The 14659-nt window shown below is 37.6% G+C and carries 14 protein-coding genes; 12 read left to right on the top strand and 2 right to left on the bottom strand.

Going from position 1 to position 14659, the window contains the following annotated elements; genetic code table 11:
* The 4 genes from AC056_RS14440 to AC056_RS14425 all read left to right on the top strand — a co-directional run bounded on the left by AC056_RS14440 (position 1) and on the right by AC056_RS14425 (position 4599).
* On the top strand, positions 1-939 hold the full coding sequence (locus tag AC056_RS14440) for an ABC transporter permease (protein ID WP_004709076.1): 939 nt from the start codon (positions 1-3) through the stop codon (positions 937-939).
* Between the two features lie 7 nt (positions 940-946).
* Positions 947-2089, top strand: a complete 1143-nt coding sequence (locus AC056_RS14435; protein WP_077164003.1) for an ABC transporter permease — start codon at positions 947-949, stop codon at positions 2087-2089.
* 12 nt (positions 2090-2101) lie between these two features.
* Positions 2102-3832 (top strand): ABC transporter ATP-binding protein, encoded by a 1731-nt coding sequence (locus AC056_RS14430; protein WP_077164002.1) that lies wholly within the window; start codon positions 2102-2104, stop codon positions 3830-3832.
* A 107-nt stretch (positions 3833-3939) separates the two neighbouring features.
* Positions 3940-4599 carry an SOS response-associated peptidase family protein gene (locus AC056_RS14425; RefSeq protein WP_213033508.1) on the top strand — a complete coding sequence of 220 codons (660 nt, stop codon included), beginning with the start codon at positions 3940-3942 and terminating at the stop codon, positions 4597-4599.
* A 53-nt stretch (positions 4600-4652) separates the two neighbouring features.
* Here AC056_RS14425 and AC056_RS14420 read toward each other — a convergent pair whose 3' ends face one another.
* On the bottom strand, positions 4653-5021 hold the full coding sequence (locus tag AC056_RS14420; protein ID WP_039251368.1) for a hypothetical protein: 369 nt from the start codon (positions 5019-5021) through the stop codon (positions 4653-4655).
* A 305-nt stretch (positions 5022-5326) separates the two neighbouring features.
* On the opposite strand from AC056_RS14420, the gene AC056_RS14415 reads away from it, so the two are divergent.
* Both AC056_RS14415 and AC056_RS14410 read left to right on the top strand, forming a co-directional pair.
* On the top strand, positions 5327-6184 hold the full coding sequence (locus AC056_RS14415; protein ID WP_077164000.1) for a 3'(2'),5'-bisphosphate nucleotidase CysQ family protein: 858 nt from the start codon (positions 5327-5329) through the stop codon (positions 6182-6184).
* 56 nt (positions 6185-6240) lie between these two features.
* Entirely contained in the window at positions 6241-6975 is a 735-nt protein-coding gene (locus tag AC056_RS14410) for a histidine phosphatase family protein (RefSeq protein WP_049065819.1), read from the top strand.
* A gap of 58 nt (positions 6976-7033) precedes the next feature.
* On the opposite strand, the gene rpsT is transcribed toward AC056_RS14410, so the two are convergent.
* Complete coding sequence (gene rpsT / locus AC056_RS14405; RefSeq protein WP_002117906.1) at positions 7034-7300, bottom strand: 30S ribosomal protein S20; 267 nt, start codon at positions 7298-7300, stop codon at positions 7034-7036.
* A 212-nt stretch (positions 7301-7512) separates the two neighbouring features.
* On the opposite strand from rpsT, the gene AC056_RS14400 reads away from it, so the two are divergent.
* The 6 genes from AC056_RS14400 (at position 7513) to mfd (ending at position 14616) form a co-directional block, all read left to right on the top strand.
* Positions 7513-8178 (top strand): NAD(P)H-binding protein, encoded by a 666-nt coding sequence (locus AC056_RS14400; protein ID WP_077163999.1) that lies wholly within the window; start codon positions 7513-7515, stop codon positions 8176-8178.
* Positions 8179-8190: 12 nt separating this feature from the next.
* Positions 8191-8697 carry a ribonuclease E activity regulator RraA gene (gene rraA, locus AC056_RS14395; protein ID WP_019459022.1) on the top strand — a complete coding sequence of 169 codons (507 nt, stop codon included), beginning with the start codon at positions 8191-8193 and terminating at the stop codon, positions 8695-8697.
* A gap of 24 nt (positions 8698-8721) precedes the next feature.
* A complete protein-coding gene (locus tag AC056_RS14390; RefSeq protein ID WP_004701934.1) occupies positions 8722-9501 on the top strand; it encodes a glutathione S-transferase N-terminal domain-containing protein in 780 nt (259 codons plus the stop codon).
* A 144-nt stretch (positions 9502-9645) separates the two neighbouring features.
* Positions 9646-10578, top strand: a complete 933-nt coding sequence (locus AC056_RS14385; RefSeq protein WP_077163998.1) for a Dyp-type peroxidase — start codon at positions 9646-9648, stop codon at positions 10576-10578.
* A gap of 84 nt (positions 10579-10662) precedes the next feature.
* Positions 10663-11019, top strand: a complete 357-nt coding sequence (locus AC056_RS14380; protein ID WP_077163997.1) for a hypothetical protein — start codon at positions 10663-10665, stop codon at positions 11017-11019.
* A gap of 135 nt (positions 11020-11154) precedes the next feature.
* Positions 11155-14616, top strand: a complete 3462-nt coding sequence (gene mfd, locus AC056_RS14375) for a transcription-repair coupling factor (RefSeq protein WP_077163996.1) — start codon at positions 11155-11157, stop codon at positions 14614-14616.
* Positions 14617-14659 lie beyond the last annotated feature (43 nt).

Genomic DNA, 14659 nt, shown 5'->3' with positions numbered 1-14659 from the left:
ATGCTGGCATATGTTATTCGGCGGTTATGGCAGATGATTCCAACCATGTTGGGAGTAGTACTGTTTATCTTTATTCTTTTTAACTGGGTAGGTGGAGATCCAGCTTATATTTTGGCAGGTAAGATGTCTAATCCTGAGCAGATTGAAAACATTCGTAAACAGCTAGGGGTAGACCAGCCTTATTACGTTCAGCTCTGGATTTTTATTAAGCAGATTCTCACTTTTGATTATGGTGCAAGTTGGAGTACGGGAGAACCGGTTTCACAAATTATTTTAACCCGCTTGGGGCCTTCACTAACGCTTTTGATTCCACTCACTATTTTACAAACCGTTATCTCAATTGGCTTGGCATTGGCTGTGTCGGCTGTACGTGGTTCTTTAACAGATCGTATGGTCATGATGTTATGTACCATTGGCATGTCGATTAGTATCTTGGTTTATATTATTGTTTTTCAATATGTTCTGGCTTATCAGTTAAGTTGGTTCCCAGTGCAGGGCTGGAGCGATAATTTTACCGATAATTTATTTAAGTTCGCCTTACTTCCAATTTTAATTATGTTGGTGGTTAGTATTGCACCTACTTTAAGATTATACCGTAGTTTTGTGCTTGATGAGATTAACCAAGATTATGTTAGAACGGCACGTGCTAAAGGTGTAGGTGAAAGCCGAATTTTAGGTGTACATGTTTTACGTAATGCCTCAATTCCTATTATTACCGATGTGATGGCGACTTTGCCTGCGTTGCTCATAGGTGCATTTTTAATTGAACGTTTTTTTGGTATTCCCGGTATTGGTCGAGAAGTAATTATCGCAGTTGAGCGAAGTGATTTTCCTGTGATTAAAGCAATTACAGTCTACATTGCAGCTGCAACCATGATTTTTAACTTGATTGCCGATTTAGTCTACAAAGTGGTTGATCCACGTGTACAGTTGAAGTAGGTGGGCTATGCTAAGTGTTCTATCAAAAAGAAAATTACAAACCCAGACAGCGCCTGCTTCAGCGGGTTTATGGCGGCTTGCAATGCGTCGTCTTCGGGCTGACAAAATTGCAATCGCATCACTCATTGTTGTGCTGTTCTATTTGGTCGTATTGCTACTATCATTTACAGGAGTGATTGCATCGGACTGGAATAAAGAAGTTGCTGTCAGTTATGCACCTCCTACATTTATAGGTGCAGATAAAACAAATGAAGCTTTGCAAAAGACAGCTACTGTAGATGAAGAGTTACTGGAAAATCCAGTCGATCCCTTAAAAGATGTCATTCACCAACTCAAGGCTGAAATTAAACAAGAAAAGTCCTCTGGAAGTGCAATTGATTATTATGGTGTAGTTGACCCGCTAGCTGATGATATGAAAGCAATTGATCAGCAATTAGGTGGACACTTACTCGATCAGCAAAGTGAACTAAAAAGTACGCTTATATTTGGAGCTGACAAATGGGGGCAAGATGTTCTTAAAAAAACCATTAAAGGTGCTGAAACTTCAATTATTGTAGGGCTAGTTTCTGCATTACTCGCAGTGACCCTAGGCACACTGCTAGGGGCGATTTCAGGGTACTTTGGTGGTTGGGTAGATGACATCCTTAACTGGTTTTATAACATTTTTACTTCCATTCCATATTTATTATTAGTACTTGCGATAGCTGCCGTACTGCAACAAAAGGGCATTTTATCTATTGTTCTAATTTTAGGTTTAACGGGTTGGACTGGTGTTTACCGTTTAATTCGTGCGGAGTATATGAAACATACCTCACGTGAATATGTTTTAGCGGCCAAGGCAATTGGTGTTGGACATTTTCGCCGTATGTTTATTCATATTTTTCCTAATGTCAGCCATATTGCTTTGGTTCAAATGTCAATTTTGGTGGTTTCTTTTATTAAATCTGAAGTTATTTTGAGTTTCTTAGGCTTCGGTGTGCCAGTAGGCGTAGTGTCTTGGGGCAGTATGTTAAATGAAGCACAAAGTGAACTTCTTTTAGGAAAATGGTGGCAGCTTGTCGCAGCCTCTGTCGCAATGGCTGTTTTGGTTACGGCATTTTCAATGTTTACTGATGCACTGCGTGATGCATTAGATCCAAAATTAAAATAAGAGGAAAACCTAATGTCAGAACAACAAAAAAATGTCCCATTACTCCACATTGAAAACTTACGTGTAAGCTTTAAAGGTGAAGACAAGCAGTATATCGAAACTGTTAAAGGAATCTCCTTTGATATTCCAGCAAATACCACTGTCGCTTTAGTTGGTGAGTCGGGTAGTGGCAAGTCAGTTACTTCTTTGGCAACTATGGGCTTACTACCTGTAGGCCAAAGTAAAATTGATGAAAAAAGTAAGATTGCTTTTGAAGGTCAAGACTTACTCAGCTTATCCCGTAAAGATATGCGAAAAATCTGTGGTAAAGATATTGCCATGATTTTTCAGGAACCGATGTCATCATTAAATCCCGTTTTTACGGTAGGTAATCAAATCGCAGAAGTGTTGTGTTTACACATGGGTATGAGTCGTAAACAGGCCCGTCAACGTGTTTTAGAGTTACTCAAAGAAGTCGGGATACCTTCACCAGAAACTAAGATTGATGCTTATCCTAATCAACTGTCTGGTGGTCAACAGCAACGTGTCATGATTGCAATGGCGATTGCTTGTGAACCTAAGCTATTGATAGCCGATGAACCGACAACGGCACTTGATGTCACCATTCAAAAACAAATTATTGATTTACTCGAATCGTTGCGTCAGCGCCGTCAAATGTCGATGCTTTTTATTACGCATGATTTGGCTTTGGTAGGTGAAATTGCAGATCAAGTCATTGTGATGCGTCATGGTGAAATTAGAGAGCAAGGTCTTGCAGAACAAGTTCTAGAACAGCCCAAAGATGTATATACGAGAGCTTTACTTTACTGTCGTCCTCAAATGTCCCAGCGACCTTATCGTTTGCCTGTGACCAGCGACTTTATGCGTCAAGAAGACAATGTATTGGTAGAGCAAAGCTTTGATGTTTCAGAAATTCCACAGCGTAAACGCGGTTTAAATGGCGAAGAGCAAATTATTTTAGAAGTAAAAGATCTGAAAAAAAGCTTTTATAGTCGTAAAGGATTATTTGGAAAAGAAGAATTTCAAGCAGTAAAAGGTGTTTCTTTCAAACTGGCTAAAGGGAAAACGCTTGGTCTAGTGGGAGAGTCAGGCTCAGGTAAAACTACAGTGGGACTTTTGCTCATGCGTTTACATGAAGCAACAGGTGGTGAAGCTTTCATTGAGGGTAAAGATATTCTTTCATTAACTGAAAAAGAGTTTGCCAAATATCAACGGAAAATTCAGATCATTTTTCAGAACCCATATGCTTCGCTTAACCCACGCTTTACCATCGGGCAGATTTTATTAGAGCCTATGCAAATTCATAACATTGGTAAAGATGATGCGGAGCGTAAACAAATTGCACTTGGGTTACTTGAACGAGTTAATTTACCTGAACAAGCTTACTATCGTTATCCACATGAGTTCTCGGGTGGGCAACGCCAACGTATTGCTATTGCACGCTGTTTAACGCTAAAGCCTGAAATTTTAATTTGTGATGAGTCTGTTTCGGCACTCGATGTTTCAGTTCAGGCACAAGTACTTAACTTATTACAGGACTTACAAGATGAGTTTGGACTAAGTTATATCTTTATTTCACATGATTTATCGGTTGTGAAATATATCTCGGATCAAGTCATGGTCATGAATCATGGGGAGGTTGTTGAAATCGCTAACTCAGACGAGCTCTATGCACATCCTCAACATGACTACACTAAGCGATTATTGCAGGCGATTCCACAAGGCATTCAACACGTTTCATAAGCGTAAAGTTATGTCGTTAAGGGCACTTTCGAGTGCCTTTTCATTTGGTTTATGTGGTAAATGCTTATAAGATAAGAGAAGTAAAAGTACAGTGTTTTATTCTTGCTATGTGTGCCAACTTTAAACCTTTAACGCTTGCCCAATTACAGCAACTTCAGTTGCCTGTGGTCGGCTTTAGCTATGCCGATGAGGTTTATCCTGCTGGCACAACGCCGCTATTATTCAAATCACCACAAGGTCTTGAATGGCGTGAAGTCATGTTTGGATTAGTTCCCAAATGGGCGGAAGATACAAACATAGCAAAACATACTTATAATGCGCGTCAAGAAACAATTTTCCAAAAACCGAGTTTTCAAGAAGCTGCTCTTAAATGTAAGTTTGGTGTGATCCCTGTGACCGAGTTTTATGAAAGTAAATATATAAATGATAAACCGGAGCGATGGGCTGTACGCCGTAAAGATGGGCAGGCTTTTTTCATTGCAGCAATTTATGAAATTTGCAAAATAAATGAAACGATTGTCCGTTCTGCAAGTATGTTAACCATGGACGCCATAGACCATCCTATGATGAAAGACTTTCACGAACCGGGCGATGTCAAAAGATCAGTCATTGTGATTCCACATGACCGTTTAGATGAATGGTTAAGTTTAGAAACACCAGATATTTCGAGTTTTATTGAAGGTTTTCCTGTTGAGGAGTTTGAATGTTTACATGTTCCCAAAGAGAAAATTATGAAACCAACACCTCAATTAAGTATGTTTGAATAGCAATAGTGGGGCTAGGTTATTGGCTTAATTGTTAAGTCAATAACCCTTTATACTTAGTCAATATTCTTACTTAAAGTTTGTACCTGATCATCATGTGCTAGATAAGCCAATTCAATTGGTGAAATCACAAAAGTTGAGTTATCTGAGGTTTGTTTAAAAACAAAGCCATATTCAAATGATTGCGTATTTTTACTTGGTAACCAAAATAAATAAGGGCAACCTGTATAGCTACCGTCCCAACCCATTTCTTTAGCCAAAGCCAAAGCGGTATCTGACTTAGCAATAATTTCTTTAAGTGATTCTTTGTCTCTTTGAGACACATCGCCATCATCGTCTGCAAATGTTTGTAAAAACTCGTTTAATGGGGTTAAGTCTTCCCAGTTATTTTCAATTGTTGAGAAGTGATATCCATATAGCATCATATTTTAGTCTTCCGTTTTGTTATTGTACTATTGAACATAACAAGAAATGCTTGAAAATGAAATGTTTGAATTTATGTTAAGTTGCTTATTTTTCATAAGTTAGAATAGAATTTATATACAAAAATTAATGTTATTTTCTTTTGAATATAAGTACTTTACTGATTCAAAATTTAAAGCAAAGCTTATGAAAAAATTGTAATGATTCAATTAAAAAGAATGTATTTTTAAGGATACTAGACTCTTGTTGAATACTGAATTTGTCATAATTCACTTATAATGAAAAGGAAAGTAAATAGAGCTTATTTATGTTTATAACAACAACTCGTCCCAATGATGCCTTAATTGAACAGCTGCTACCAATCTTGGAAGAGGCTAGTCAGATTTTATTACAAGAATATCAAAACTATTCAGCAGGATATGAGTTTAATATTCAAGAAAAACATGATGATTCACCTGTAACTCAAGCAGATTTAAAGGTAAATCAATTTTTATTAAAACAACTTGCGGAAATTACACCAGAGTTACCTGTCTTATCAGAAGAAAGTGACTATAGTGCTCGTCATGATTGGTCTTCTTGCTGGATGTTAGATCCGCTTGATGGTACCAAAGAGTTCATACATGAGCGGGATGAGTTCACGATAAATTTGAGTTTGATTGAAGGGCGCGAAACTATCTTCTCTGTAATCGTTGTACCTTGTGAACAGGTTGTTTATTTGGGTTATTTAAAAGAGTTGCCTTTTAAATATAGCTTTAGTCAACAACAATGGTACCAATATCAAAAAGAGCCGTATTCAACACAAGCTCCTGTACAAATTGGTTTAAGCCACAGTAGTAAAAATCCGAAATATCATAAATTTATTGAACCGATTGAAAAAAAACGTACCGTAATTCGGCGTGAAGCGGGCAGTGCTTATAAGTTTTGCATGATGTTAGAAGGTGAGATTGATATTTACCCTAGATTTCATCCTACATCTGAATGGGATACCAGTTCAGGTCAGGGACTATTAGAAAGTATTGGTGGCGGTTTACTCACCTTAAAAGGTAAACCCTTTGAATATAATCAGCGTGACACTGTATTAAACGGGGGCTTTATCGCATTTCGTGATCAGGAAAGCAAAAAAATAGCATTTGAAGCTTTGGCTCAATCGGGTGTTTTGGATTGAGAGTTATGCCAGACATGTTATAGTGACAAAGTATTGAAAAAAGATGACACGATAAAATGGCACTCGATTTATTGCCTAAAAGCATGTTTGAAGCAATTGATTTATTGCCAGATGCTTCAACCCCTGTAACCCTTTTTACACGGCACTCGCTGAGAGAGTTGGTCGATGGGCAAGGCTTGGCAGGATACGATTTGCAACTTACTCCTCAAGGGCGTGAGCTAGCACAGGCATGGGGAAGCTATTTAATTAAAAATACGGACCGTGTGATTCAACACTGTATATCTAGTCCAATCCAACGTTGTGTAGATACTGCTGCACTTATGATTGAAGGTGCAGATGGTGTAAGCCCTGAACCTAATACGCATACAATTGAAATTGTTGAACAAGGCCTATTGGTAGAACCGGGAAGCTTTGTACTCGATATTCAACAGGCTGCTCCTTATTTTCGTAAACAAGGGGCTTTGGGTTTTATTAATAGCTTTGTGAATAACGCATTACCTGGTATGAAACATCCCATTACGGGTGTTTTAGACGTGTTGGAGCTAATTTATCAGACTCATCCTAAAACGAAAAGTGGGTTAAGTTTAGCTGTTAGTCATGACACAATCATTGCTGCGATTGTTGCTGTAATTTCGGGTAATAATCAGATACAAAAGGCAGATTGGCCTGCAATGATGGAAGGTTTGTTTGTATGGTTTGAAGGGGATGAATTTCCCAACTGTAAATTAAAGTGGATTTGGAGAGGCAAGGCTTACGAGTTGGACGTATCAAAATTTCATAATGAACAGTAAAAGCAAAAAATATAGATAATAAAAAAAGCCCTATTGGGCTTTTTTTATATGCTTCAACTTAGTTAGCTAACGCTTTAACTTGAGCATTTAAACGGCTCTTATGACGAGCAGCTTTATTTTTGTGGATGATGCCTTTATCAGCCATGCGGTCGATTACAGGAACAGCTTTTTTATAAGCTTCTGTAGCAACTGCATAATCACCACCAGCGATTGCACTTAAAGTACGCTTGATGTAAGTACGAACCATAGAACGCAAGCTTGCGTTGTGTTTACGCGCTGTAACGTTTTGGCGCGCACGTTTTTTAGCTTGAGCAGAGTTTGCCACTCTTGCACTCCTTGAAAATAAGTTGGTCTGGGCGGGCTGTGGTCAATCCAGTAAACTGGTGTAACCATCACCAGCCCGTAAACAAGTGCCATATTGTGATGAATCAACACCGTGAAGTCAAGCCTTGCGAGCATTTTAAGCGGTTTTAGGGGCTGCTAAAAGCGTAAGAAAAGGTTAAATTTGAAACAAACTTAAAGAAGGTTGGATAAAAAATGACTATAAGCAAGAAAAAAGCAATTGTAGTAGGTGCTACAGGACTTGTTGGTTTAGCTCTTGTAGAGCAGCTTGAGCAAACACCAGAATTTGAAGCAATTACGGTTGTTGTTAGAAAAGAATCGCAACTACTTAATACATATAAAAAAGTTACTCAACTAGTCATAGAGGATTTTTTATTACTCAATGACGAAGACGTAAATGATCATACTCATGCATTTAGCTGCTTAGGTACAACTCTAAAAATAGCAGGTTCAAAGAAAGCCTTTTATGCTGTTGACTATGAAATAAATGCTCATTTTGCCGACTTGATCCAAGATAAACATATTCATTTTTTAATTGTGAGTGCGCTTGGAGCAAATGCTAAGTCACCAGTTTTTTACAACAAAGTAAAAGGACAACTCGAAGACTATATTCAAAGTTTAGATATTGAAAAATTATCGATTTTCCAACCATCTTTATTAATTGGTAAACGTAGCGATGTGCGCTTTATTGAAGATTTAGGACAAAGCCTATTTAAATTCATTGAAAATAAATGGCATAAACCATTCAAATATAAACCCGTTACTGCTGAGCAATTGGCTCATACCATGGTCGTAGCGGCGCTAGCGCAAATTGAAGCATTTAAGCGATATGATAATCTGAGCATACAGCAAACTCGATAAGGGAGAATAAAAGTGTCTACAGTACCATTTGTGACATGTGATTTATTGGATGATAACCCAGAAAAAGATTTACAAGTGGTTATACCCTCAATGGATGGTAAGTTCTTTAAAAGTTATGGTGCGCGTCAAACCTTTGGCGGACAGGTTGTAACTGTAAAGTGCTTTGAAGATAACTCACGTGTAAAAGAGTTATTAGCAACAGATGGTACAGGGAAGGTGTTGGTTGTGGATGGTGGTGCTTCAATGCGCTGTGCACTTATGGGAGATATGATTGCTGAGTCGGCAGTTAAAAATAACTGGAATGGCGTGATTATTTACGGCTGTGTACGAGATGTTGATGCACTTGCAACTCTGGATTTAGGTGTACATGCATTGGCAGCAATTCCACAAAAAAGTAATCGTAAGGGCATTGGTGAAGTAGATATTCCTTTGTATTTTGGTGGAGTCACAATTCAATCTGGAGATTTCATTTATGCAGATAACAATGGAATTGTGATTGCTAAGGAAAAATTAGTTTAGCTCCACAATATAAAGGAACATGACATGGTGAATCATCAAATTAAAGTGCTGCAAGCAGTAGCATCTGCAATTGCTGAGGGTGGTAGAGGGGTTACAGGTACAGCATTTCCTAATCAACCTGTTAAAGCGTTAAAACTCTATGAATTTGAGGGTTCACCATTTTGTCGTCGTGTTCGTGAAGTGATTACACTTTTGAATTTGGATGTTGAAATTTATCCGTGCCCTAAAGGGGGAACAAAGTATCGTTCAGTTGTAAAACAAATAGGCGGTAAATTACAGTTTCCTTTTTTTATTGATGAAAATACAGGCGATAAGCTATACGAATCACAAGATATTATTCATCACTTATTTAAACATTATGGAAAGACAGGACAAACACCTCAGAAATTTTCAAATTATCCAAAAATGCCATATCTGGCATTTGCAGGAACGTTATTGAATGGTGCACGTGGGGTCTGGATTAATAAAAAAATAGTAAATAGAGCTGCACCTGAGCAAAAACTTGAATTATGGAGTTTTGAAGCAAGCCCATATTCGAGAGTAGTAAGAGGTTTGTTATGTGAACTTGAAATTCCTTATATTTTGCATAATGTTGCAAAAGAAAGATGGCAAGATATGGGGCCTGCCATTCTTCGCTTAAAACCGGGTAAATATGTACCTTTAAAAGATGGGAAAAGAGAAAAGTTATTGCCGATTATGCAAGGTAAAATGCAAGTACCTTATCTAGTTGACCCAAATACAGGGGTTAAAATGTTTGAATCTGCTCAAATTGTAAAATATTTAAAACAACAATATGGTAGTTAAGATAAATTAAAAAATTTAAAAGAGATTGGAGAAATTCAGTCTCTTTCAAGACATAAAAAGAATAAGAAATCGTACGATAAAAAAATGAGTATGCTAAATTACTACCGTAAATTGTGAAAAATAAGGCCTGTTTTTATGGAATGTATGAGAATTCAGCCAGTAACAAGTCATCCTGGAGAAAATGCATTATTTATTGTATTGGGGTTAGCTCAAGGTGATTCTGTTGTAGAAAAAGTAAAAGATTTTGCTGCTAATTTTTCAGCGTTAACTCGAAGTTTGTCTAATCGTTATCCAGAAAGTAAATTTAATGCCACATTCGGTTTTAGCTCAAATGCATGGGATGTTTTATTTCCAGAGCAAGCAAAGCCTCAAGAATTAGAAACATTCCAAGAAATAAAAGGCCCAAAGTACACAGCTGTTTCAACACCTGGTGATTTATTCTTTCATATTCGTGCTGATCGACAAGCTCTCTGCTATGAATTGGGAAGCATAATCAATGAACAGTTGGGTAAAGTGACTTACCCAATCGATGAAGTACATGGTTTCCGTTATTTCGATGGTCGAGCGATTATTGGCTTTGTAGATGGGACAGAAAACCCTGAACCTGTCATTGCTGCGCAGTGGGCGCTAGTGGGTAGTGAAGATCCTGAGTTTATCGGGGGAAGTTATGCATTTATTCAAAAATATACTCATGACATGGAAAAATGGCGTGCTTTAAGCGATGCAGAACAAGAAAAAGTGATTGGACGTAAGAAGTTTAATGATGTTGAACTTGGTGATGATGAAAAGCCTTTAACAGCTCATAATGTGGTAAGTAAAGCGCATGATGCAGAGGGCAATGAACTAAAAATTATGCGTGCCAATATGCCTTTCTCGAATCCTTCAAAAAATGAATACGGTACTTTTTTTATTGGTTATTCGCGTAAATTTAGTACAACACGCCAAATGCTTGAAAATATGTTCCTAGGTAATGCACAAGGTCATCTTGACCGTTTACTTGACTTTAGTACTGCGCAAACTGGTACTTTATTTTTTGTACCGACTGTAGATTTCCTAGATGATTTGGGTGACGAATAGTCGCTAGAAATTAATTAAGCATAAGTGATGGAGGTGAATAGGTGGCCTCCATTATTTACATTGAAACTAATATGATGTGATGAAATGTTTAAAAAGTTAAGCCAGCTTTTTCAAGGCTCGAAAGAGTCACCAGAGCAAAAATATTTACAAGAGAATCAACTTAGTTTTGATTCTGAGCGTGGACCCGTAATTAAAAATATTGTCATTAACGAGAAATGGTCAGAGCATCTTGAATATTTTTCAAATCGTAAATTACAGAACTTTGATGATTTACGTAAGTTATTTCAAATTACGCCACAAATTAATGAAAAAATTGACTTAGAGATTGCAAGCCAACGCTATGTTGAAAGATTGGGTAATACTCAAGAAAAGTTACTTGAACTTAAAGCAATCATACAAATATTGAACCAATATTATGTGATGTTTCTACGTGATAAATAAGTTCAAACATTTGTTTTAAGAACTATAAAAAAGTATCGTAAAGTAGTAGCTTGATTTCAGAAAAATAACTCAATTCAATAAAAACATCATGCTACTATTAACCTCATATCTTTTTAGCTCATAAAAGCCATATACATGTTTCAACAAGAAATCTCTCAATTGAATTTGCAACAGCTCAAGGCCGGTGAAAAGCGTTGGGTGGGGTCATTATTAGGTTCATCAGCCGCTTTATTGCTTAAAGAAATTGCGACTCAGCATTCTTCTTTATTAGTTTTAGTCGCTCGAAATAACCAAAATGTTGCACAATTAGAAAGTGAACTTGAGTTTTATGGAATAAAACCGACAATTTTCCCTGATTGGGAAATTTTGCCTTATGATCGTTTATCACCGCATCAGGATATTGTCTCGGAACGTCTTGCGATTTTATCGAATATGCCGCAGCAAGGCGTATTACTCATTTCAGCAAGTACTTTGGCTCAACGTGTTGCACCTTATTCATGGGTTTTAGGTAAGCACTTTGACATAAAAGTGGGACAAAAATTTGATTTAGAACAGCAAAAATTAAGATTGGTTCAGGCTGGCTACCACTTAGTAGACACAGTATATGATCATGGCGAATTTGCGGTACGCGGCAGTATTATGGATATTTTTGCATCTGGGCAAGAAGCTCCTATCCGCATAGACCTATTTGATGATGAAATTGATTCTTTAAAATTCTTTGACCCCGAAACCCAAAGAACAACTACAACGCTAAAAAGTTTTACAGTTTTACCTGCTAAGGAATTTCCATTAAAAGAAGCACGGTCAGTTTTTAGAGATCGTTATTCTGAGTTTTTTCCGACAGCAAACCCTAAGAAAAATCCAATTTATCAAGATGTCTTAGATGGCATCGCATCTCCAGGAATTGAGTTTTATTTACCTTTGTTTTTTGATAAAGAACAAATGCAATCGCAAAGTATGTTTACAACGTACTTGCCAAAGAATTGTATTGTAATTACAACCAATGATGTTGATACCGATTTAACTAACTTCTGGAAAGAAGTTATGCGTCGTTATGAAGATCGACGCCATAATATTGATCAACCTATTCTTGCTCCTGAAGAGTTATTTATTTCTGCAAATAATTTGCTAAGTGCTTTAAATCAGTTTCCACGAATGCTTGTGAGTGCGGAAACGATTGAAGAAAAAGCTGGTGCACTTAACCTTAAAACTGAGAAACCACCTAAATTACCGGTCGACCCAAAAAAAGAAAAACCATTTACAGCTGTAAAAAAATATATTGATGAAGCAAACCATCCTGTTCTATTAGTTGCGGAAAGTGCAGGACGTCGAGAAAGTTTAAAAGATGCATTGCGTTCAAGTTTGGGGGAAATTCCGAATGTAGAAAATTTTGACCAATTCAAAACCAGTCAATTTGCAATTGCGATTACCAATGCACCTTTAGACCGTGGCTTACTTATAACTGATCAATTAACAGTTATTTCAGAAAATCAGCTTTACGAACACCGAGTTGTACAGCGTCGTCGTAAGCGACAACAGGAAGTTTCGGAAGAGTTTCTGATTCGAAGCTTAACTGAGCTTAGTATTGGTGCTCCTGTTGTGCATATTGATCATGGCGTGGGGCGTTATGCTGGCTTAATTACACTTGCTATTGAAGGGCAAGACTATGAGTTCTTGCAACTCGATTATGCTGAAGATGCTAAAGTTTATGTCCCAGTAACAAACTTGCATCTGATTAGCCGTTATAGTGGTGGTGATCCAGATTTAGCACCATTACATAAAATTGGTACAGATGCTTGGAGTAAGGCAAAACGTAAGGCTTTAGAACAAATTCATGATGTTGCAGCCGAACTTTTACATATACAGGCACGTCGTCAATCAAAACCTGGCTTTGCTTTTGAATTAGATCAGTCGCTTTATATGCAATTTGCAAGCGGATTTGCGTATGAAGAAACGCTTGATCAAGCCAATGCAATTGAGGCGACTCTTTATGATATGCAACAAGCAAAACCAATGGACAGATTGGTTTGTGGCGATGTGGGTTTTGGCAAAACAGAAGTAGCCATGCGTGCAGCATTCGTCGCAGTGCAAAATGGCAAACAGGTTGCTGTTTTAGTTCCTACTACTTTGCTTGCTCAACAGCATTATGAGTCTTTTAAAGATCGTTTTGCTGATTGGCCCGTTCGTATTGAAGTGTTGTCACGATTTGGCTCAAACAAAACTCATGTGAAAAATATTGAAGACTTGGCTGATGGTAAAGTCGACATTGTGGTAGGTACACATAAGCTATTGCAAGAAAATGTTCAGTTTAAAGATTTAGGCCTAATGGTTGTAGACGAAGAACATCGCTTTGGTGTACGTGATAAAGAGCGAATTAAAGCTTTACGTGCCGATGTTGATATGTTGACTCTTACAGCAACACCAATTCCTCGTACGCTTAATATGGCTTTCTCTGGTATGCGTGATTTGTCAATTATTGCAACTCCGCCTGCACGTCGTTTAGCAGTGAAAACCTTCGTACAAGAGCATACAGATGCCTCGATTAAAGAAGCAGTTTTACGTGAGTTATTACGTGGTGGACAAGTTTACTTCTTGCATAATGAAGTAGATACCATTGAAAGAGCCGCTGAAAATATCCGTGTTCTTGTACCTGAAGCACGCGTAGCTGTGGCACATGGACAAATGCGTGAACGTGAGCTTGAGCAAGTCATGCAACAGTTCTATCACAAAGAATATAATGTACTGGTGTGTTCAACCATTATTGAAACGGGTATTGATGTTCCAAATGCCAATACAATCATAATTGAACGTGCAGATAAGCTTGGTTTAGCGCAATTACACCAACTACGTGGCCGCGTAGGTCGTTCACATCATCAGGCTTATGCTTATCTATTAGTACCTTCAATCAAACATTTGAAAGGTGATGCTGAAAAACGCCTTGATGCAATTCAACGCGCTTCTACATTGGGTGCAGGTTTCATGCTTGCTACTGAAGATTTAGAAATTCGTGGTGCTGGTGAGTTATTGGGTGAGCAACAAAGTGGTTCAATGCAAGCGATAGGATATAGCTTGTATATGGAAATGCTTGAGAAAGCGACCAAAGCAATTCAACAAGGTAAAACGCCGAATTTTGATGCACCATTGTCGTTAACTGCTGAAATTAATTTACATATTCCTGCGCTTATCCCTGATGATTACTTAGGCGATGTTCATCAAAGATTATTATTCTATAAGCGTATTAGTAGTACCGATACTCAGGAAAAATTAGATAATATTCGAATGGAACTGATAGACCGTTTTGGTGTTCCTCCACAGTCGGTTAAACACTTGTTTAGTGTGCATCAGATTCGCTTAAAAGCAGAACATTTAGGTATTACAAAAATTGATATTAATACTCAGGGCGGACATGTTGAATTTTCACCAGATACCCCAGTTCAGGCGATTAGTATTATTCAATTGATGCAAAAGAATCCGACCTATTATCGTATGGAAGGTGGTCAACGTTTAAAGGTAATGGTTCAGCTCGAAGAGTATGAAAAACGGATTCAATTTATCAATGATCTACTACAAAAATTGATGAGTGAACTACATGTCTGAGATATGTTTTTTTATAAACGATAACTGAGTAAGACATTTGTAT

Source organism: Acinetobacter genomosp. 33YU (assembly GCF_001990725.1).
Classification (GTDB): domain Bacteria; phylum Pseudomonadota; class Gammaproteobacteria; order Pseudomonadales; family Moraxellaceae; genus Acinetobacter; species Acinetobacter seifertii.
This window is presented reverse-complemented; position numbering and strand designations above follow the sequence as displayed.